The sequence below is a fragment of the Vibrio orientalis CIP 102891 = ATCC 33934 genome (assembly GCF_000176235.1).
GTDB lineage: Bacteria > Pseudomonadota > Gammaproteobacteria > Enterobacterales > Vibrionaceae > Vibrio > Vibrio orientalis.
In genome coordinates this window covers 56,904-75,506 of the sequence record NZ_ACZV01000003.1, presented here as the reverse complement: position 1 = coordinate 75,506, position 18,603 = coordinate 56,904, and the positions used below count along the sequence as shown (strand labels likewise).

The following is an 18,603-nucleotide window of genomic DNA, read 5'->3' as shown; positions in this document are numbered from 1 at the left end:
AAGGGAGCCGAAGCTCCCTATATATTCGCTTGATGCGATTAGATAAATAGACCACCAAATGTGAAGCCAAGTGCGACTGCAGAAGCAATCGTCGCCACACCAGGGACAAAGAATGGGTGGTTAAAGACGTACTTACCAATACGTGTTGAGCCCGTGTCATCCATCTCAACTGCTGCTAGTAGCGTTGGGTAAGTTGGCAGTACGAACAGAGCACTGACTGCCGCAAATGATGCAACTGCTGTTAGTGGCGCTACGCCAATCGCTAGCGCTGCTGGCATTAGAGCCACAGTCGTTGCACCTTGCGAGTAGAGCAGCATAGAAGCAAAGAACAGTACCATTGCCAGCATCCATGGGTAATCTGCCAGTAGCGCACCTGCGACTTCTTTAATGCCATCTACGTGCGCGTTAACGAACGTTGAACCAAGCCATGCCACACCAAGTACACAGACACACGCTGTCATACCAGAGCGGAATGTTGCCGCAGCTGGGATTTTACCAGCGTCGATTTTACAGCTCATTACGATCGCTGCTGCAGCTGCTAGCATTACCGTCATGATTGCTTCGTTACGACCAAGCGCTGGGTTCTCGATTAGGCCTATTGAGTTTGAAATTGCCGCTGCGTAACAAACCACAAAACCAATCGCCGCTAGGAAAATGTAAGTTGCCTTTTTCGCAGTAGGTAGGATTTCACGCTGTTCATCCGTCGCAAGTTTAATTAGGCCTTTCTCTAAACGTTCTTGGTAAACAGGATCATCTTTTAGCTCACAGCCCATGAAGTTTGCAACGAATGCACCAACCATACAGGCAACAAACGTGGTTGGAATACAAACCGCAAGTAGGGTTAGGTAATCCACGCCCATTGGTGCCAGCATTGCTGCGAATGCGACAACTGCTGCAGAAATTGGCGATGCTGTGATCGCGATTTGAGACGCAACAACCGCAATAGAAAGAGGGCGGGAAGGACGAACGCCTTGGCCCTTAGCGACTTCTGCAATAACAGGAAGTGTAGAAAATGCTGTATGACCTGTACCCGCCATCAATGTCATCAAGAAGGTAACAATCGGCGCGTAAAATGTGATGCGCTCAGGGTGTTTACGCAAAAAGTTTTCTGCCACTTGTACCATCCAATCTAGACCACCGGCGACTTGCATTGCTGCAATCGCGGTAATCACTGACATGATGATCAGGATAACATCGATAGGAATGAATGCTTGGCTTGTTGGTACACCTAACACTAATGACAGGGCGATAACACCAGCACCACCGGCTAGGCCAATACCGATACCGCCGATTCTTGCTCCCAAATAGATAAAGAGCAGAACGACAAAGAGCTCTACTGCAACCATAATAATTACCTCATAAAGTTATTTTGATTCTGATTATCTAAAAACTCACTGTCTGAATGTTTAGATAATCAGAAAATAAAGACCTTTAACTGCGTGTGGTTAACCGTATAGAGGCCTAAAAAAGGCCCCGTTTGGGGCCTTTATCAATTTGCTATTATTCGTAGCGTTTCGCTTTATACGTTGGGTGCATAAAGTTTTCAACAGAAAGAATGTCATCTAGTTCATCTTCTGTTAGTAGGCCGCGCTCAAGAACCACTTCGCGTACACTCTTACCTGTTTCTGCACAGATTTTACCAACAATGTCACCTTCATGGTGGCCAATGTATGGGTTTAGGTAAGTAACGATACCGATAGAGTTGTATACGTAGTTCTCACACACTTCTTTGTTCACTGTGATGCCGTCGATACACTTATCACGCAAGTTAACACACGCGTTGTGTAGTAGAGAGATAGACTCAAACACGCTTTGTGCGATAACCGGTTCCATTACGTTAAGCTGTAGCTGGCCGCCTTCTGCTGCGAAAGAAACGGTGTTGTCGTTACCTAGAACTTTAAAGCAAACTTGGTTTACAACTTCAGGGATAACTGGGTTTACTTTAGCTGGCATGATTGAAGAGCCTGCTTGCATTTCTGGTAGGTTTAGCTCGTTTAGACCAGAGCGAGGACCAGAAGAAAGTAGACGAAGGTCGTTACAGATCTTAGACAGTTTCACTGCTAGGCGTTTAAGCGCGCCGTGCGTCATTACGTAAGCGCCACAGTCAGACGTCGCTTCGATTAGGTCTTCTGCTGCAACTACTTCAACGCCAGTTACTTCCGCTAGGTGTTTCACTGCTAGTGCTTGGTAACCAGTTGGTGCGTTTAGACCAGTACCGATCGCTGTTGCACCTAGGTTGATTTCTAGTAGCAGTTTAGACGTGTAGTCCAGGGCACGAATCTCTTCGTTTAGTGTAACTGCCCATGCGTGGAACTCTTGACCCACAGTCATAGGAACCGCATCTTGCAGCTGAGTACGACCCATCTTCAAGATGTCTTTGAATTCTTGTGCTTTAAGTTCGAATGCGCCTTTAAGGTATTCGATCGCTTCCATCAACTGATGAACACTGTTGTAAACTGCGATACGGAAACCGGTTGGGTACGCACAGTTAGTTGATTGGCTCTTGTTTACGTGATCGTTCGGGTTGATGAACTCATATTGGCCTTTTTCCTTGCCCATTAGTTCAAGTGCAACGTTCGCGATAACTTCGTTAGTGTTCATGTTTACTGACGTGCCCGCACCGCCTTGGAATACGTCTGACGGGAACTGATCCATGCACTTACCTGTTTCAAGGATCAAATCACACGCTTCTAGGATGTAGTTAGCAACGTCTTTTGGAATCGCACCAAGCTCTTTGTTTGCCAGTGCAGCGGCTTTCTTCGTCATCACCATACCACGGACGAATTCAGGTACGTCTGAAATAGTAGTGCTTGAAATATTGAAGTTTTCGATCGCGCGTAGAGTGTGAATGCCGTAGTACGCATCAGCCGGTACATGGCGCTCGCCTAGTAGGTCTTCTTCGATACGAGTTGCAGAGTTAGCCGTTTTTGGAGCATCAGTTAGGGTAGCCATACAGGATCCTTAGGAATTTATTCTGATAATAAAGTTTATTTCTAGCCATTCTGTAGTGTAAGAATCCATTCGGCAGAATTTTTGGCTGTATAATCCGTCCTGACTTATGTGGCACATGATACTGTACCTAGCGTATAAAAATAGTAACTTGATCACCTTTTTTTGCTTTTGTTGAGTCAAAATTTGGTTAGATATGAACAGAGTATTAATAACCCTTTAGTGGTAGGGGTTAATTGAGTTTTTTATCATTTCTGTGTCACGTTTTATTACTGCTTTAATTTGAGCTCAAACCGCAGAGCACGTACACTGAGTACAACAAAGGAGGGCGTGTGTTTCCTATCTTATTACTACTGTTTATTTTCGTTCCTATCATCGAAATAGGTCTATTTATTCAAGTTGGTGGCTTCCTTGGTTTGTGGCCAACTATCGCCTTGGTATTGATTACGGCATTCGTAGGGGCTTCTCTCGTGCGTAGCCAAGGTCTACAAACATTAATGTCGGTACAAAACCGTCTTCAGCAAGGTGAGCTTCCTGCTCAGCAGATTTTTGAAGGGGTGATGCTAGCTGTTGCAGGTGTATTGCTCCTGACACCGGGCTTTATGACCGATGCATTGGGTATGCTGGTACTATTGCCAGCACCTCGCGCTATGATTGCCAAATACCTGATGAGTAAAATGGTGGTCAAGTCGATGGGCAGTAATGGCTTCCATGGTAGTTTCCAAGGCGACCAATTTGGTCAAAGCCCATTTGAACAGGATCCTTTTCATCGTGATGATTCGCAGCAAGGTTCGACCTTTGAAGGTGAGTATGAGCGAAAAGATGACGACGATCGCAATAGATTGAATTGATCGGTCCGATTATGAAAAAGGTGCTTTTGATAGCGCCTTTTTTTATGCCTAAAAATCAAGAGAATAGTAGAGCTATTGCTTTATTTATTAGCAAAATCTGATTTATTTCAGCAAGATATTCTCATTTTTGAAACTTCTGTTATCACGATATGTTGAAAACTTGATGGTGCTTCAAATATTCAGCATATCTATGAGATCGAAATCTCACTGTCACTGAATGTAATTTTTTGTTTCATAAAAAACGTCAACACTGAGCAAGGTTTATTAATAAGTAGTCACGCTAAAAGTGATTTGGAACACGCTTTCTAGTTGATGTTTAACATTGAAATGGAAGCGATGCATGGTGGATAACATGAAACAAAAATTAACTCCTACGCTACTCGCTGCAGTGGTAGCTGGTGCTCTTTCGTCTCCAGCAATGGCAGACATCATCATCTCTCAATATGTGGAAGGTGGTAGCTACAACAAAGCGATTGAGATTGCTAATACGGGTGATAGCTCAGTATCACTTGATGGATATGAACTTGCCAAGCAGAGCAATGGTAAAGGCGACTGGGGCAGTAAGCTGTCGCTAAATGGTCAAGTGTTAGCAGCGCAAAGTGTTCTTGTTGTAGCACACACAAGTGCTAGCGATGACATTAAAGCTGTTTCCGATATCTTGAATAGTGCCATTGCTAATTTTAATGGTAATGATCCAATGGCACTGCTCAAAAATGGTGCTGTACATGATGTTGTTGGCAATGTTGGTGCAGATGGTCCTGACTTTGCTAAAGACGTAACATTAGTACGTAACTCGGATGCGATGACGCCTTCTTCTACTTATGACGCTTCTCAATGGTCATCACTTCCGAAAGACAGCATCGAGGGCTTAGGTGTACTTGATGGTGGTACCGCGCCAGAACCGTTTGCTTGTACACAAGATGGCGCAACTCCTACCTTTACTTCGATTCAAGAGATCCAAGGTGAAGGGGATACTTCTCCATTTATCAATGGTTACCCATACATCACCGATGAAGAGTTCTTTGTTAAAGGTGTCGTCAGTGCGGTAACAACAGGCCTGACGAAAGGCTTCTATCTACAAGCGTTAACGGACGACTACAACCCAGAGACATCTGAAGGTCTGTTTGTTCATACCAATCAATCAAGCTCTGATCTACAAGCGGGCGATGTGGTGTGTGTCAAAGGTAAGGTACAAGAGTACTACGATCACACTCAACTAAAAGCAGAAAACAACAACTGGGTTAAACAAGGCGAGCAAGCTGCGCCAACGGCGACGGACATCGAAATCCTAGCAACGGATGAAAACTTCGATCGCACTCTAGAGCGCTACGAAGGCATGTTGGTGAACACAACTGAAGCTCTAGATATGCGCGTTACCCGTACCTTTGGCTACGATTACGCAGCGCGTCGCAACAACATGGTACTAGCGCAAGGTCGTATCAGCATGCAGCCAAACCAGAATTTCCCAGCAGGTTCTGAAGAGGCGAAACAGCAAAGCATCGAAAACGCAGAGCGCCGTTTGTATGTTGAGTCAGATGCTAAGGCTGGCGATGGACAAGTTCCATACTACCCAGACTTCGGCCGCACTGATATTGACCAAGATGGTTCTACCGAAGATTACATCCGTATCGACGATACCATTGTCGGCTTAGAAGGTGTGATTACCTACAGTTACGGTGATTACCGCTTAATTCCAACCAATACCCTAACGAGCGAAAGCTTTATTCGTAATGACCCTCGTACCGAAGATATCGATATGAAAGAGGGCGATTTACGCATCGCTACGTTTAACGTACTTAACTACTTCAACTCGCCATTTGGTGGTGATGCAAATCCACATGGTAATAACCGTGGTGCGAACAGCTTTGAAGAATTTGAAGTACAACAAGCAAAAATCGTTAATGCAATCCTGCGCTTAGACGCTGACATCATCGGCCTGATGGAAATTGAAAACAACGGCTTCGGTGACAGTGGTGCAATTCGTCAGTTGGTTGATCAGTTAAACGCTCAAATTGAGAAGAAGAAAGACCGCTACGACATCGTTGCTATCGACTCTAACGGCGACAAAGTGACTGACGAGAACGACTACATCGGCACTGATGTGATTACTACCGGTGTAATCTACCGCCCGAAAGTGGTTAAGCTGAAAGATTCTCGCGTAATTCCTATGCCAAGTCAGCAAGCCCCAGAAGTATTGGATGACAATGGTAAAGTGATTGAAGATGGTAAGAACTACCAGCGTGATTCGCTTGCGCCAACTTTCAAAGTGAAAGGCACTAAAGAGAAGATCACAGTGGCGATTAACCACCTTAAATCGAAAGGCTCTAAGTGTTGGGAAGATGCAGCACCAGTTGAGCAAGGTGGTCAGGGTGGCCAAGACCTAGATAAACAAGGTTCTTGTGAGAACTTCCGTGTTGCCGCAGCTGTGGCGCTAGGTGATGCATTGAGCGAAATCAAAGGTCACAAAGTTATCTTAGGTGACTTGAACGCATACGGTATGGAAGATCCACTGCTAGTACTGACAGATTACAGCCAAGAGAAATACGGTAAGACGATCAAAGCAGCACGTAATACCTACATCGATGGTCAGGTGCAATTTGGTGATGAAGGCGCTGTGATCACTGACAGCTATGGCTACATCAATGCTGTGGCGAAAGCGCATCCAAACAGCTGGAGCTACTCATACAATGATGAAGTGGGTGCGCTTGACCACCTACTGATGAGCCCAAGCCTAGAAAAGCACTTTGTTGATGCAACGGATTGGCATATCAATGGTGGTGAGTCGAAGTTGTTTGACTACAACGAAGAGTACAAAGGTGACCTACCTAAGTACAACGACCACTTCCGTTCTTCAGACCACGATCCAGCGGTTCTAGAACTGAACATGGCCGGTTCATTTGGCTTTGGTGCCATGATGTCGCTATTTGGTTTAGCACTATGGCGTCGTCGCAAGTAAACTAACTTGCTGTAAACAGATAAGGTCGGCCTATGCCGGCCTTATTTTATCGTTTGCACTTGCCTTTATTCTTTCTTGCTGCACAATACCGCCCCTAACCATCCAACTTATCAATGCTGTTCGTTTCACCATGTTACTGATTATCGATAACTACGACTCTTTTACTTATAACCTGTACCAGTACTTTTGTGAGTTGGGTGCTGAGGTGAAAGTAGTGCGTAATGATGAAATCAGCATAGAACAGATTGAAGCGCTAAACCCAACCCATTTGGTCATTTCTCCAGGGCCATGTACACCAAACGAAGCGGGCATTTCTTTGGCGGCGATAGAGTACTTCGCCGGAAAGTTACCGATCCTCGGTGTCTGTTTAGGTCATCAGGCAATTGCCCAAGTACTCGGTGGTGAGGTGGTACGAGCTAGGCAGGTGATGCATGGTAAAACGTCGCTAATTGCCCACAATGACCGCAGTGTGTTTGTTGGCTTGAATAACCCTCTTACCGTGACACGCTATCACTCTCTAGTGGTGAAAAACGGCACGCTACCGGATTGCTTTGAGCTGACAGCTTGGACCCAACTGGCTGATGGCAGCATGGATGAAATCATGGGTTATCAGCACAAAACCTTACCGATTGATGCGGTTCAGTTTCATCCTGAGTCGATTAAAACAGAGCAAGGTCATCAGATCCTTGCCAACTTTATTGCCCGAGCGGCACTTTAAAACACCCAAATTCAGTGGCTACTATTCGGTTAAAGCCTGACTGAGATCACTTTTCTTAACATTTTCTTCATAAACCTTACAGTGGATACTTTGTGAAAAAGTATGCGCAGAGTTTGTCACGTCTACTTCTTAGCCCTTATCGCGACTAAGATTAACCATAGCTTATCTTTAATATAAGAATATATTGCTTCATAAATGTGAAAGGGTAATGCATAAATACTCAAGGATTATGAGTATCAGACTTTATAGTGGCGATTAAAAAGAATAAACCACTATTGAAATGGTTAATTAAATGTAAATACAATGCCGTACTTGCTTAAAAGCAAAACAATATCTTATTTCATTGAATCGAAGTAAGGACACCATATTCGCTATGCATGCGGTATTAAGAGGGAATGTGCAATGACTGTAGAAAATAACGTAGAACGCGGTTTGTTTGATGAGGTAATGGTACCTTGTTACAACCCAATGGAAATGATTCCAGTAAAAGGCGAAGGCGCTCGAGTTTGGGACCAACAGGGGACTGAATATATCGACTTTGCTGGTGGTATTGCCGTGAGCTGCCTAGGTCATTGTCACCCTGCAATGGTTAACGCGTTAACTGAGCAAGGTCAGAAGATCTGGCACCTAAGTAACGTGATGACTAACGAACCAGCACTGCGTTTAGCGAAAAAGCTCACCGATGTGTGTTTTGCTGAGAAAGTGTTCTTTGCTAACTCTGGCGCAGAAGCGAATGAAGCGGCCCTTAAGCTAGCGCGTCGCTACGCTGCTGATGAGTTTGGCCCTGAGAAATCAGAAATTATCGCCTTTAAACAGGGCTTCCACGGTCGTACTTTCTTTACTGTGACTGTTGGTGGTCAAGCGGCTTACTCAGACGGCTTTGGTCCTAAGCCGGGTGATGTTACTCACCTACCATACAATGACGTGGAAGCACTAAAAGCGCATATCTCAGATCGCACTTGTGCCATCATGATGGAGCCACTTCAAGGCGAAGGCGGCATCATCTCTCCAACTGACGAATTCGTACAGACAGTGCGTGAACTGTGTGACAAGCACAATGCACTGCTTATCTTTGATGAAGTACAAACTGGTAACGGTCGTACTGGTAATTTCTACGCATACCAAGGTCTGGGTGTAACGCCTGACATCCTAAGTACTGCGAAATCACTTGGTGGTGGTTTCCCTATCGGCGCAATGCTTACAACAACTAAGCTTTCTAAGCACCTGAAAGTGGGTACACACGGCTCAACTTACGGTGGTAACCCACTCGCGTGTGCAGTTGCAGAAGCTGTGGTTGATGTTGTTAGCGCGCCAGAAACACTCGCGGGTGTTGCAGAGCGTGAAGCTCTATTCCGTGAAGGCTTAGCTAAACTGAATGATAAGTACAACATGTTTGCCGAAGTACGTGGCAAAGGCTTATTGCTTGGCGCAGCACTGAATGAAGATTGGCAAGGCCGCGCTCGTGACGTATTGGTTGCAGCAGGCAAAGAAGGCCTAATGGTACTAGTGGCAGGAGCAAACGTAGTGCGTTTCACCCCATCACTGGTTATCACTAAAGAAGAAGTTGAAGAAGGATTAGCGCGCCTAGATAAAGCTCTAGCGACGCTAGTTAAATAAGAAACACCTAGTCTAGTACTCATATCGACATAAATAGTGTCATCCTCAAGAGGGAGGCACGACCGAGTTGGGGATCTCCTACATCGCGTTGAGGGATTCCCTATCACGTTCGTTCCTTACTGTAGGGAATGACGAAGTCAAAGTATAAACAGATAACTAATGAGTACTAGCGTTCACGCATCAGGAGGGAGTATCGATGCTGGTTGTTCGCCCTATCGCAATGTCGGACTACGACGCGCTGCACACGTGTGCGGTTGAGTCTGGTCATGGATTTACATCTCTACCGGTTAACGAAGAATTGTTAACTAACCGTATTACTCATTCAGAATATAGCTTCACAAAGCCAGAGGTCACAGAGCCCGGTGATGAAGGCTATCTGATGGTGGGCTTTGATAGTGAAACCGGTGAAGTCGCTGGTTGTACAGGTATCGAAGCATCAATTGGTTGGGATGTACCTTTCTACTCATATCACATCAGTACCGTGGTGCATTCATCACCGAAACTGGGTGTGAATAACGTCGTTAAGCTACTGACGTTCGGCAACAACTACACAGGTTGTAGTGAGATTTGTACACTATTCTTGAGACCAACATTCCGCGGTGGTTTGAATGGCCGCCTAATGTCGAAGTGTCGTTTTCTAATGATGGCAGAGCATCCACACCGTTTCTCTAAAACCGTGTTTGCTGAAATGCGTGGTGTCTCTGATGAAGAAGGTAATTCGCCATTCTGGCAGTGGCTGCAAGAGCACTTCTTCTCGATTGATTTCACTATGGCCGATTACCTAACCGGTATTGGTAAGAAAGGCTTTATTGCTGATCTCATGCCAAAGTTGCCAATTTACATCAACTTATTGAGCAAAGAAGCGCAAGCGGTGATTGGTCAAGTCCATGACAACACTAAACCAGCCCTACGCCTACTGGAAAAAGAAGGGTTTACTTGCCGCAACTACGTCGACATTTTCGATGGTGGCCCAACGGTTGAATGTGATGTGCGTAATATTGAATCCGTGCGTCACTCTATCCGTGCCAAAGTGACGATTGCAGAGCATACCAGCTCGCAAGATTACCTGATTTCTAACACCTCGTTTGAAGACTTCCGCGCAGCGGCAGCAAAAGCGGCCCATGACCATGAGTCAGAGTCAGTTATTTTATCGCCTGAAGTGGCCCAAGCACTGAAAGTAAACGAAGGCGACTATGTTCGCATGCTAGCTCAGTAACGCTGAGATTAAGAACAAATTTGAAGGAACAAGTTATGACACATTGGATTGCAGGTGAATGGGTTGCAGGTCAAGGTGAGTCAATGAACTCGCAAAGCCCATACAACAATGACGTCATCTGGCAAGGTGAAAGTGCCACTCCAGAGCAAGTTGAGCAAGCCGTTTCAGCAGCACGCAGTGCGTTTGTGGGTTGGAAAAAAATGAGCTTTGCTGAGCGTGAAGCGATTGTTCTAGCCTTTGCCGAGAAGGTAAAAGAGAACAGTGAGCAGATTGCTGAAATCATCGCTAAAGAGACCGGCAAACCGATTTGGGAAACGCGCACAGAAGCGGCAGCGATGGCAGGCAAGATTGCTATCTCTATTCGTGCTTACCATGACCGTACTGGTGTAGCGCAGCGTGAAGCCGCCGGCAACCAAATTGTCCTTCGCCACCGTCCACTCGGCGTGATGGCCGTATTTGGTCCATATAACTTCCCTGGTCACTTACCTAATGGTCACATTGTACCTGCGCTTCTGGCGGGTAACACCGTGGTATTTAAACCTTCAGAGCAGACGCCGCTAACCGGTGAGTTTGCAATGAAGCTATGGGATCAAGTTGGTCTACCAAAAGGTGTTATTAACCTTGTACAAGGTGCGAAAGAAACCGGGATTGCACTGGCAGACTCTAAAGGTCTTGATGGTGTGCTGTTTACCGGCAGCGCTAATACTGGCCATATCCTGCATAAACAGTTTGCCGGTCAGCCGGGTAAAATGCTGGCGCTAGAAATGGGCGGTAACAACCCGATGGTGATTTCAGAAAACTTTGGCGAAGTCGATGCCACTGTTTATACCATTATCCAATCTGCCTTTATTAGTGCAGGCCAGCGTTGTACTTGTGCGCGTCGCCTGTATGTTCCTGTCGGTGAAAAAGGTGACTTACTGGTGAGCAAACTGGTGGACGCGACCAACAAGATTCGGGTCGATCAGCCATTTGCAGAGCCTGCTCCATTTATGGGGCCGCAGATTTCTAAAGCAGCTGCTGACTTTATCCTTGCCGCACAAGCGAATCTGCAAAAGCTTGGTGGTGAGAGTCTGGTGGAAGCGAAAGCGGGTAACGCTGCGTTTGTGACACCGGGTATCATCGACGTTACCGCGATCGCAGAGCTGCCAGATGAAGAGTACTTTGGTCCATTGCTACAAGTTGTTCGTTACCAAGGTCTAGATAAAGCGGTAGAGCTAGCCAATGATACGCGCTTTGGTCTATCGGCAGGTCTTGTGTCTACCGATGACAGCGAGTGGGAATACTTTGTTGACCACATCCGCGCAGGCATCGTTAACCGTAACCGCCAACTAACGGGCGCAAGTGGTGATGCACCGTTTGGCGGTCCGGGCGCATCGGGTAACTTACGCCCAAGTGCTTACTACGCAGCTGATTACTGTGCTTACCCTATGGCATCAATGGAAGGTGGAGAGACAATTCTGCCTGCGACATTGAGCCCAGGGGTTGAGCTATAAAAATTAGGTCATAGAACCTAAGTTAGGGAATTCCCTTCTTCCTCCCTGAGCAGGGAGGCTTTTAACGTCACAGGTTGAAGGCTATCAGACTGATTATCTGGACAAATCGGTTTGGTAGCCTCTTTTATAACTTAACCAATAATAATAACGACTAACCCTATAACGTAAACAACCGTAAACAAGGAGGCGTTATGACGCCAGATGCTTTATTCCAATCGTTATGGAAGGACTATATTCAACGCCTGTGTCCCTCTGCTGAAAAAGTGCATCAACTACTGCAAGAAGATGAAGCACTGATCAATGACCATATCGCGTTACGCACTTTCAATGTCGAGCCATTGGGTATCGCAACTTTAGCGCAGCCTTTCTTAGACGTAGGCTACAAGCCTTGTGGTGACTATCTGTTTGAAAGTAAGAAGTTGGTAGCTAAGCACTTTGAGCATCCAGACCCAAAACAGCCAAAAGTGTTTATCAGTGAGCTAAAAGTGGAAGAGTGTTCACAAGCACTGCAATCTATCGTTGCTAAGCTTGTTGAGCAATTGGACACCAGTAAGCTAAAAGGTCATGAGTTCTTGTCTGGCGGTCGTTTATGGGATCTTAGCTACGCAGATTTCCAAACGCTTGCGGCAGAGAGTGAGTACGCTTCTTGGCTAGCGGCGCATGGCTATGGTGCCAACCACTTTACGGTTAGCGTCAACCAACTGAATGCATTTGAGGAAGTCGTGGGTGTCAACAATCACCTACGTGATGCTGGCTTTACCATTAACGAGTTTGGTGGTGAAGTGAAAGGCTCTCCAGAGGTACTGCTAGAACAATCTTCGACTATGGCGGATAAAGTTGCAGTGCAGTTTACTGAAGGGACTGAAATCATCCCCGGTGGTTTCTATGAGTTTGCTAAGCGCTATCCAATGACAAATGGTGAACTTTACCCAGGTTTTGTTGCAGCATCTGCAGATAAGATTTTCGAAAGTACCAACGGGTAAAAGTAGAAGTGAGAACGGACTTCTCCCTAGTGAGAGTATCCGTCATTCCATAGACCGACGAAGGAGGGAGTAGGGAATCTTCATCGGTTGACTTGGTTATTTAAAGAGATCCCCAACTCGGTCGTCCCTCCATCTCGGGGATGACGCAAATAAACAAAAAGCCACCAATGTCTCCATTGGTGGCTTTTAAAATTTTAACGGTTAATCGAAATTAACGAGTACCGTATACAACGATTGTCTTACCGTGAGCAGAGATTAGGTTCTGCTCTTCTAGCATCTTCAAGATACGACCAACGGTCTCACGAGAACAGCCAACGATTTGACCAATCTCTTGACGAGTGATCTTAATCTGCATGCCGTCTGGGTGAGTCATTGCGTCAGGTTGTTTCGCTAGGTTTAGTAGCGTCTGAGCAATGCGGCCCGTTACGTCTAGGAATGCTAGGTCACCCACTTTTTGGCTAGTCACTTGTAGGCGGCTTGCCATTTGCGCTGAAAGGCGCATTAGGATGTCTGGGTTAACTTGAATTAGTTGACGGAACTTCTTGAAAGAGATTTCTGCTACTTCACAAGGAGACTTAGCACGAACCCAAGCAGTACGCTCTTGATCTTCTTCGAATAGACCAAGCTCACCGATAAAGTCACCTTGGTTTAGGTAAGAAAGAATCATTTCCTTACCTTCTTCGTCCTTGATAAGAACCGCAACAGAGCCTTTAACGATGTAGTACAACGTCTCAGCTTTTTCGCCCGCATGAATTAGCGTGCTTTTTGATGGGTACTTATGAATATGACAGTGTGAAAGGAACCACTCTAATGTTGGGTCGGTTTGAGGTTTACCTAGAACCATAATATCTCACTTCCTCTGCAGGGTACGCTTGTCGCTTTCCATGTTTTAGCAAAGCCTTAAATAGGCCTACTAGGATAAGAGCACTTTACAAATGCTGCAAGCTATCTTGTGTTTCGGTAAGAAATAGTATCCTTTTTCGAAAACGATTTCTTGATTTTAATCGGGTCCAACGACGTATTTACTACGCAAAACTGTGCACATGATCACGGTATGAAAAGTAATCGTGTTCTAGCTGTGAGTATTAGCCAATTTTGCCCGTTTCGATTAATTGTTGAAGAATCGGTCGTACGATTAATTCCATCGCAAAACTCATCTTACCGCCGGGTACAACTATGGTGTTATGGCGCGACATAAACGAGCCATCAATCATTGCCAGTAGGTAAGGGTAATCAACATTTTTGATGCCGCGAAGGCGAATCACCACAAAACTCTCATCTAGGCTTGGAATGCCTTTGGCGTTAAGTGGATTTGACGTGTCGACAGTCGGGACGCGCTGAAAGTTAATATGAGTACGAGAAAACTGTGGTGTGATGTAGTTCAGGTAGTCATCCATTGAACGAACAATCGAGTCCATCACCGCTTCACGTGAATGGCCTCTATCGCGGGTATCGCGGACAAATTTCTGAATCCACTCAAGGTTAACGATCGGTACCATACCAATCAGGAAGTCGACATGTTGAGCGACATTAACGTCACCATCAACGACACCGCCATGCAGGCCTTCGTAAAATAGAACGTCTGAGTTTTCCGGTAGATCTTGCCAAGGGGTAAAGGTGCCCGGCATTTGATTGTAAGGGACGGCTTCGTCAAAAGTGTGTAGGTAACGTCGCACTTGGCCTGTGCCTTCTTGACCGTACTGACGAAAGAACTCCGCCAGACCACCAAAGTCATTAGCTTGCGGGCCAAAATAGCTGATATGACGACCCTGCTCACGCGCTTTACGGATTTCGACATCCATTTCTGGACGAGTGAAACGGTGAAAACTATCCCCCTCAACCCATGCTGGTTTAACGTTCATCATGTTGAACATCTTGCGGAAAGCTTCAGAGGTAGTAGTGGTTCCGGCACCGGACGAACCAGTAACGGCAATAATAGGGTGTTTTGCTGACATGACAAACCTTGTCTGAGAATACGTTCCTGTAATCGACGTCCACTATAGCATGCTTTGCTTGGACGTCACTGTATGCAGTTCTCTAAAATCTATTTTTGAGTTGGATATCGACCGTTTCATGTAACTCAGAGAAAACCACCACGGCGTCTCCTGACTCAAGTTGTTTTTTGATTTGGTCAATTTTGCTTTGCAGGGAAATCTCTACCGTACCGTAGTCTGTCCCTTCGCGCAGGACAAATTCTTTGATTAAGTTGTCCAGCGTGTCTGGATCGATTTGTTGCCAAGGAACAATCATAAATACCTCTAGATTTTATGTTCGTTATAGACGCTCGCTATTATGCCGAAACCGCCAAACTTTCATAGTAGGCAGGCAGAGCTTCTTCTAACCAGAAACGCGGCTTTATTGCAGTACCAGTGACAAAACCGACGTGGCCGCCTTGGTCAAATAAGCGATAGTCGATGTTCTCAGGCAGCACATACTTCGGGATCACGGCATCCGTCATAAACGGATCGTCTTTGGCGTGAATGATCTGAGTTGGCAGAGTGATCTCTTTAAGGCGATGGATACCTGAGCATTGATGGTAGTAATCTTCGGCGTCTTTAAAGCCATGCAGTGGCGCGGTAATCAAGTCATCAAACTCGTACAGTTTTGTGACTCGTTTAATGTTGTGATAGCTCAGACCTAGCTCTCCTTTAAGTAAGTGGTGCTTTTGCAGTGCGCTCTTTTTCAACGAAGAGAGTAGGTAGTTTTTATACAGCTTAGAAAAGCCTTGTTCGATGCGCTCCGAACACGCGGAGAGATCCAGCGGAGCTGAAACGATGGTCGCCGCGTCAATTAGCGGATTGTCTAGATACTTGGCTAGATAGTTAGCCAGCATATTGCCACCAAGTGAGATGCCGACAGCCACTTTGGTTTGATTAGGAAAAAGTGTATCAAGGTGCTCAAGAAAGAAACGTGCGTCTTCGACTTCTCCAGAATGGTAAGCCCGAGCCAGTTTGTTGGGCTTGCCGCTACAGCCGCGAAAATGCATCATGACCGACAACCAGCCTTGTTTAGCAAAGGCATTCATTAAACCGTTGGCGTAAGGGCTGTAAAAGCAGCCTTCTAAACCGTGAAACAGGACAAAAATTGGTTTATCCAGTTTGCCTTTGTCGGCTTGATTGAGATCTTCGCTCCAAGCGATATCCAAAAAATCTCCATCAGGGGTATCAAGTGTTTGCCACACTGGCTCAAATAACGCTTTCTTACGAATAAATCTTGGCGCTAGGGTTTGAAGGTGTGGATTGGTTAATCCTTTAGCCGCAACAAATTGAGTCATAAGAGTCCTAAGGTCGGTAGAGCTTATAGATTGGCAATGTTATTGATAGGTTCTGCAAAGGCAGAGTAGAGCTGCTCGCCGCCGAGTTGGCGACAATAGCGTAAGACAAGCGGTTCGCTATGATTCGTTTCTAGATGAATACTGTTGATGCAGTCAACCAGATCAGATTGCTGCTGTTTTTCTAATTGCAGTTCAAATTGGAGAGATTCGCGATAGAGCGTATCAGGGAGGTGGAGTTTTAGCTTGCGTCTTAACTCACGGTAGCTAAGCAGCAGTGCTTCAGAACGACCTAAACACTCTTCAACGCGGTGCCAGTCTTGTTCTTGGAAACAGATCTGCTGCTCGTCGAGCCATTTGAGCAGCAGCAGTAAGTTCACATTGCCTTTAAATTGGTTCTGAAGATTCAAGCACGCCTCTTTGACTTCTCGCACGCTGTAATACTGCAAACTGAATTGCCATAAGCGTTCAAGGGTTAAAGAAATTTCGACGTGCTTTGAACTCATAGGCTATTGAACTCCTGTTCCATCTGTTCTAGTTCTTCTTGGAGAGACATCCACTCCATTTCGACATCTTCAAGTTCACTTTTGCTGTTAGCCTGAACAGCGAGTACTTGGTTAAGTTTAGCTTTATTTTCGGCTTCATAAAGGGCGTTGTCAGACAATTGCGTCTCCGCCTCAGCTAATGCTGTGCCTAACTTATCCATTTTTGCTTCCAGATTTGTCAGCTTTTTGCGAATTGGTGCGGTCAGTTTGCGGAACTCTGCTTCACGACGCTTTTGGTCTTTTTTCGCTGCGGCGCTGTTCTCACTACTCTTCTCTGGTTGCTGTGCTTGCGCTTCGCGGCGTTCTGCTTTTTGCTGTTCAGTCAGCCATTTATAGTAATCATTCAAATCACCATCAAACGGTGCAACTTGGCGGTCATGGACAAGGTAGAGATCATCGGTGGTGGCACGCAGTAGGTAGCGGTCGTGCGAAACAATCACCATTGCGCCTTCGAACGTTTGCAGTGCCATAGTCAGCGCTTGGCGCATATCGAGGTCTAGGTGGTTGGTTGGCTCATCGAGCAGCAATAGGTTAGGTTTTTGCCACACAATCAACGCAAGCACTAGGCGAGCTTTCTCACCACCCGAAAACGGCGCGACTTTCTCGAGCGCTTTGTCTCCTTGGAAGCCAAAACTGCCTAAGTAGTTACGCAGCTCAAGTTCATTCTTGTCTGGGGCGATCTGCATCATATGTTGCAGCGGAGTCTCTTCTGGGTGAAGTGTCTCTAATTGGTGCTGAGCAAAGTAGCCAATTTTAACCCCTTGAGAGTAAGTTAGGTCGCCGCCTTGAGGGTTAAGTTCACGTGATAGCAGTTTAATTAACGTCGACTTACCTGCGCCGTTGCGGCCAAGTAGACCGATACGGCTACCCGGTACTAGATTTAGGCGAATCTTCTCAAGGATTAGGTTGTCGCCATAACCTGCTGATACTTCGTCCATCATAATGATTGGATTAGGCAGCGCGTCTGGGTCGCGGAATTGAAAGCTAAACGGGTTATCCAGTTGAGCTGGCAGAACCTTTTCCATGCGCTCTAACGCTTTAATACGGCTTTGTGCTTGGCGAGCTTTGGAGGCTTTATAGCGGAAACGGTCAATGTAGCTTTGCATGTGCGACATCTGTTTCTGCTGCTTCTCAAATTGAGCTTGTTGCAAGATGAGCTTTTGCGCACGTTGCTCTTCAAACGATGTGTAGTTACCGGTGTATTCATGCAGTTGTTGATTCTCTACATGGATTACTCGGCCTACAATTGGGTCAAGGAAGTCTCGGTCGTGTGAGATAAGAACCAAGGTGCCAGGGTAGTTTTGTAGCCAGCGTTCTAACCACATTACTGCATCTAGGTCTAAGTGGTTGGTTGGCTCATCAAGTAGCAAAAGATCAGAGCGGCAAAGTAGCGCTTGAGCTAGGTTAAGACGCATACGCCAACCACCGGAGAACTGAGTTAAGCTCCAACTCATTTGATCTTGGCTAAAGCCTAAGCCATCGAGTAACTCGGCTGCGCGAGCACGAATGCTGTAACCGCCAATGGTTTCAATCTTGCCGTGAATTTCAGCGACTAGAGTGCCATTATCTTTCTGCTCGGCATCGGCTAAATCTGACTCTAGACGACGGTATTCGCGGTCACCATCAATGACATACTCAATTGCACTGCGCTCTAAAGCTGGAGTCTCCTGAGCCACCCACGCCATCTCCCAATGAGCGGGTTTGCTAAAATTACCAGCATCAATAGAAAGTTCGTCTTTAATTAGGGCGAATAGAGTGGATTTGCCACAACCGTTCTTACCCACAAGGCCGACTTTATCGCCGGGGTGAATGGTTGCAGAGGCTTGTTCAAGCAGTGGTTTGCCACCGCGTAGAAGCTGAATGCCAGAGAAGGTAATCATAATCTTGTGCTTTGTCTTTGCTCGTATTGCGTCGAATAGTAGGTTACTTGACTAGCTATGTCGATCGTTGCGTTATTGTGGCTAACAACGTATAACAAACTGATAACGATAAATTACAATAAAT

At 46.0% G+C, this 18,603-nt stretch carries 15 protein-coding genes; 7 read left to right on the top strand and 8 right to left on the bottom strand.

Annotation, left to right across the window (positions count from 1 at the left end; translation table 11 throughout):
- Positions 1-38: 38 nt before the first annotated feature.
- Together VIA_RS02440 and aspA are read right to left on the bottom strand one after the other, a co-directional pair.
- Positions 39-1,346 carry an anaerobic C4-dicarboxylate transporter gene (locus tag VIA_RS02440; protein WP_004410555.1) on the bottom strand — a complete coding sequence of 436 codons (1,308 nt, stop codon included), beginning with the start codon at positions 1,344-1,346 and terminating at the stop codon, positions 39-41.
- A gap of 154 nt (positions 1,347-1,500) precedes the next feature.
- Complete coding sequence (gene aspA, locus VIA_RS02435) at positions 1,501-2,952, bottom strand: aspartate ammonia-lyase (protein WP_004410552.1); 1,452 nt, start codon at positions 2,950-2,952, stop codon at positions 1,501-1,503.
- Between the two features lie 329 nt (positions 2,953-3,281).
- Here aspA and VIA_RS02430 point away from each other — a divergent pair, with 329 nt between their 5' ends.
- From VIA_RS02430 to VIA_RS02400, 7 genes are all read left to right on the top strand, one after another.
- Complete coding sequence (locus VIA_RS02430) at positions 3,282-3,800, top strand: FxsA family protein (protein ID WP_004410545.1); 519 nt, start codon at positions 3,282-3,284, stop codon at positions 3,798-3,800.
- Positions 3,801-4,152: 352 nt separating this feature from the next.
- On the top strand, positions 4,153-6,756 hold the full coding sequence (locus VIA_RS02425; protein ID WP_038211050.1) for an ExeM/NucH family extracellular endonuclease: 2,604 nt from the start codon (positions 4,153-4,155) through the stop codon (positions 6,754-6,756).
- Between the two features lie 130 nt (positions 6,757-6,886).
- Complete coding sequence (locus tag VIA_RS02420; RefSeq protein ID WP_004410540.1) at positions 6,887-7,474, top strand: aminodeoxychorismate/anthranilate synthase component II; 588 nt, start codon at positions 6,887-6,889, stop codon at positions 7,472-7,474.
- Between the two features lie 402 nt (positions 7,475-7,876).
- On the top strand, positions 7,877-9,091 hold the full coding sequence (locus VIA_RS02415) for an aspartate aminotransferase family protein (RefSeq protein WP_004410532.1): 1,215 nt from the start codon (positions 7,877-7,879) through the stop codon (positions 9,089-9,091).
- Between the two features lie 196 nt (positions 9,092-9,287).
- Positions 9,288-10,307 carry an arginine N-succinyltransferase gene (gene astA, locus VIA_RS02410; RefSeq protein WP_004410529.1) on the top strand — a complete coding sequence of 340 codons (1,020 nt, stop codon included), beginning with the start codon at positions 9,288-9,290 and terminating at the stop codon, positions 10,305-10,307.
- Positions 10,308-10,342: 35 nt separating this feature from the next.
- Positions 10,343-11,800, top strand: coding sequence for a succinylglutamate-semialdehyde dehydrogenase (astD, locus tag VIA_RS02405; RefSeq protein ID WP_004410527.1), 1,458 nt, complete (start codon positions 10,343-10,345; stop codon positions 11,798-11,800).
- Between the two features lie 191 nt (positions 11,801-11,991).
- Entirely contained in the window at positions 11,992-12,783 is a 792-nt protein-coding gene (locus VIA_RS02400; protein ID WP_004410525.1) for a DUF1338 domain-containing protein, read from the top strand.
- A 211-nt stretch (positions 12,784-12,994) separates the two neighbouring features.
- Here VIA_RS02400 and crp read toward each other — a convergent pair whose 3' ends face one another.
- The 6 genes from crp to VIA_RS02370 all read right to left on the bottom strand — a co-directional run bounded on the left by crp (position 12,995) and on the right by VIA_RS02370 (position 18,479).
- Positions 12,995-13,627, bottom strand: coding sequence for a cAMP-activated global transcriptional regulator CRP (crp, locus tag VIA_RS02395; RefSeq protein ID WP_004410522.1), 633 nt, complete (start codon positions 13,625-13,627; stop codon positions 12,995-12,997).
- 241 nt (positions 13,628-13,868) lie between these two features.
- Positions 13,869-14,738, bottom strand: a complete 870-nt coding sequence (locus VIA_RS02390; RefSeq protein WP_004410516.1) for a phosphoribulokinase — start codon at positions 14,736-14,738, stop codon at positions 13,869-13,871.
- 82 nt (positions 14,739-14,820) lie between these two features.
- The gene (locus VIA_RS02385) at positions 14,821-15,033 is read right to left on the bottom strand and encodes a YheU family protein (protein WP_004410514.1); all 213 of its coding nucleotides are present in this window, start codon (positions 15,031-15,033) and stop codon (positions 14,821-14,823) included.
- A 40-nt stretch (positions 15,034-15,073) separates the two neighbouring features.
- Positions 15,074-16,057 (bottom strand): hydrolase, encoded by a 984-nt coding sequence (locus VIA_RS02380; RefSeq protein WP_004410512.1) that lies wholly within the window; start codon positions 16,055-16,057, stop codon positions 15,074-15,076.
- A gap of 23 nt (positions 16,058-16,080) precedes the next feature.
- Positions 16,081-16,560: a TIGR02444 family protein gene (locus VIA_RS02375; protein WP_004410511.1), complete on the bottom strand. Its 480-nt coding sequence runs from the start codon at positions 16,558-16,560 to the stop codon at positions 16,081-16,083.
- Positions 16,557-18,479 carry an ABC transporter ATP-binding protein gene (locus VIA_RS02370; protein ID WP_004410509.1) on the bottom strand — a complete coding sequence of 641 codons (1,923 nt, stop codon included), beginning with the start codon at positions 18,477-18,479 and terminating at the stop codon, positions 16,557-16,559. Before VIA_RS02370 ends, VIA_RS02375 begins: the two co-directional genes overlap by 4 nt.
- Between the last annotated feature and the right edge of the window lie 124 nt (positions 18,480-18,603).

What these genes read in the sequence shown, in the direction of transcription:
- VIA_RS02380 (WP_004410512.1), bottom strand. Translation starts at nt 16,057, where the DNA reads ATGACTCAATTTGTTGCGGCTAAAGGATTAACCAATCCACACCTTCAA.
- VIA_RS02400 (WP_004410525.1), top strand. Translation starts at nt 11,992, where the DNA reads ATGACGCCAGATGCTTTATTCCAATCGTTATGGAAGGACTATATTCAA.
- astA (WP_004410529.1), top strand. Translation starts at nt 9,288, where the DNA reads ATGCTGGTTGTTCGCCCTATCGCAATGTCGGACTACGACGCGCTGCAC.
- VIA_RS02370 (WP_004410509.1), bottom strand. Translation starts at nt 18,479, where the DNA reads ATGATTACCTTCTCTGGCATTCAGCTTCTACGCGGTGGCAAACCACTG.
- crp (WP_004410522.1), bottom strand. Translation starts at nt 13,627, where the DNA reads ATGGTTCTAGGTAAACCTCAAACCGACCCAACATTAGAGTGGTTCCTT.
- VIA_RS02440 (WP_004410555.1), bottom strand. Translation starts at nt 1,346, where the DNA reads ATGGTTGCAGTAGAGCTCTTTGTCGTTCTGCTCTTTATCTATTTGGGA.
- VIA_RS02415 (WP_004410532.1), top strand. Translation starts at nt 7,877, where the DNA reads ATGACTGTAGAAAATAACGTAGAACGCGGTTTGTTTGATGAGGTAATG.
- aspA (WP_004410552.1), bottom strand. Translation starts at nt 2,952, where the DNA reads ATGGCTACCCTAACTGATGCTCCAAAAACGGCTAACTCTGCAACTCGT.
- VIA_RS02390 (WP_004410516.1), bottom strand. Translation starts at nt 14,738, where the DNA reads ATGTCAGCAAAACACCCTATTATTGCCGTTACTGGTTCGTCCGGTGCC.
- VIA_RS02420 (WP_004410540.1), top strand. Translation starts at nt 6,887, where the DNA reads ATGTTACTGATTATCGATAACTACGACTCTTTTACTTATAACCTGTAC.
- VIA_RS02375 (WP_004410511.1), bottom strand. Translation starts at nt 16,560, where the DNA reads ATGAGTTCAAAGCACGTCGAAATTTCTTTAACCCTTGAACGCTTATGG.
- VIA_RS02385 (WP_004410514.1), bottom strand. Translation starts at nt 15,033, where the DNA reads ATGATTGTTCCTTGGCAACAAATCGATCCAGACACGCTGGACAACTTA.
- VIA_RS02425 (WP_038211050.1), top strand. Translation starts at nt 4,153, where the DNA reads ATGAAACAAAAATTAACTCCTACGCTACTCGCTGCAGTGGTAGCTGGT.
- astD (WP_004410527.1), top strand. Translation starts at nt 10,343, where the DNA reads ATGACACATTGGATTGCAGGTGAATGGGTTGCAGGTCAAGGTGAGTCA.